The sequence below is a fragment of the Isoptericola sp. NPDC060257 genome, from assembly GCF_042726645.1.
GTDB classification, from domain to species: Bacteria; Actinomycetota; Actinomycetes; order Actinomycetales; family Cellulomonadaceae; genus Isoptericola; species Isoptericola nanjingensis.
Window position 1 is genome coordinate 1 of record NZ_JBHXAW010000500.1, and the last position, 1,329, is coordinate 1,329.

At 72.2% G+C, this 1,329-nt stretch carries 1 protein-coding gene; it reads left to right on the top strand.

From position 1 onward, the window contains the following. Positions 1 to 190: 190 nt before the first annotated feature. Entirely contained in the window at positions 191 to 1,300 is a 1,110-nt protein-coding gene (locus ACFWEK_RS21670; protein WP_430555385.1) for a phosphate ABC transporter substrate-binding protein PstS, read from the top strand. Positions 1,301 to 1,329 lie beyond the last annotated feature (29 nt).

A 1,329-nucleotide genomic window follows, 5' to 3' on the forward strand; every position in this document is an offset into this window, starting at 1 on the left:
CACCCTTGCGCGGACGCCCGTCCTACCTCGGCGGATCTCGTACTACCTGGCGTGCGGTGACCAGCCGCCCGCCACTGTTCACCCCTCGTTCACCTGCTCCTGGGTCCCGAGCCACCTTGCGTGCCTAGCGTTCCCGACGAACGCCGGTACTTCGCCGGTGTCCCTCCGTGTGAACAGGATGGAACGAGACGTGAAGCTCAGCCGATTCTCCCGTGCTGGAACCGCCGTGGCGGTCGGCGCGCTGGCCCTGACCCTCGCCGCGTGCGGCTCGGACCCGGCCGCGCCGGGCGCGGAGTCCACCGGTGGTTCGCAGGACGGCGGCTCGTCCCTCTCGGGCGAGCTCAGCGGCGGCGGCGCCTCCTCGCAGGAGTCCGCCCAGGAGGCGTGGCGCGCCGGCTTCCAGACGGCCAACCCCGACGTCACCGTCAACTACGACCCCGTCGGCTCCGGCGGTGGCCGCACCGGCTTCACCGACGGCTCGTACGCCTTCGCCGGCTCCGACGCGGCGCTGGACGAGGACGAGATGAAGGCGGCAGAGGCCCAGTGCGGCGAGGGCGGCGTCATCGAGTTCCCCGGCTACGTCAGCCCGATCGCCATCGCGTTCAACCTCGAGGGCGTCGACTCGCTGAACCTCAAGCCGGAGGTCATCGCGGACATCTTCTCGGGCAAGATCAAGGCCTGGAACGACGACGCGATCGCCGCCGACAACCCGGACGCCGACCTGCCGGACACCGCGATCACCGTGGTGCACCGCTCGGACGACTCGGGCACCACCGAGAACTTCCAGGCCTACCTGTCCGAGGCCGCCCCCGACGCCTGGGACCACGAGCCCGAGGGCGTCTGGCCGATCGAGGGCCAGGAGTCGGCCCAGGGCACCTCCGGCGTGGTCTCGGCCGCGCAGTCCGGCGACGGCACCATCACCTACGCCGACGCCTCCCAGATCTCCGACCTGGGCACCGTGGCGGTCGGCGTGGGCGACGAGTTCGTGCCCTACAGCGCCGAGGCGGCCGCCGAGGTCGTCGCGCAGTCGCCGCGGGCCGAGGGCACCGCGGACGGCGTGTACTCGATCGAGCTGAAGCGCGATGTCGCCGGCACCTACCCGGTCGTCCTGGTCTCCTACCTCCTGGCCTGCGGCACCTACGCCGACCAGGCGCAGGCGGACCTGGTGAAGGGCTACATGTCCTACCTCGCGAGCGAGGAGGGCCAGCAGGTGGCCGCCGACGCCGCGGGCTCCGCCCCGCTGTCGGCCGACATCCGCGACGCGGTGCAGCCGTCGATCGACGCGATCACGGCCGGCTGACCGTCCTCGCCGGTCGAGCTCGTCGGGAC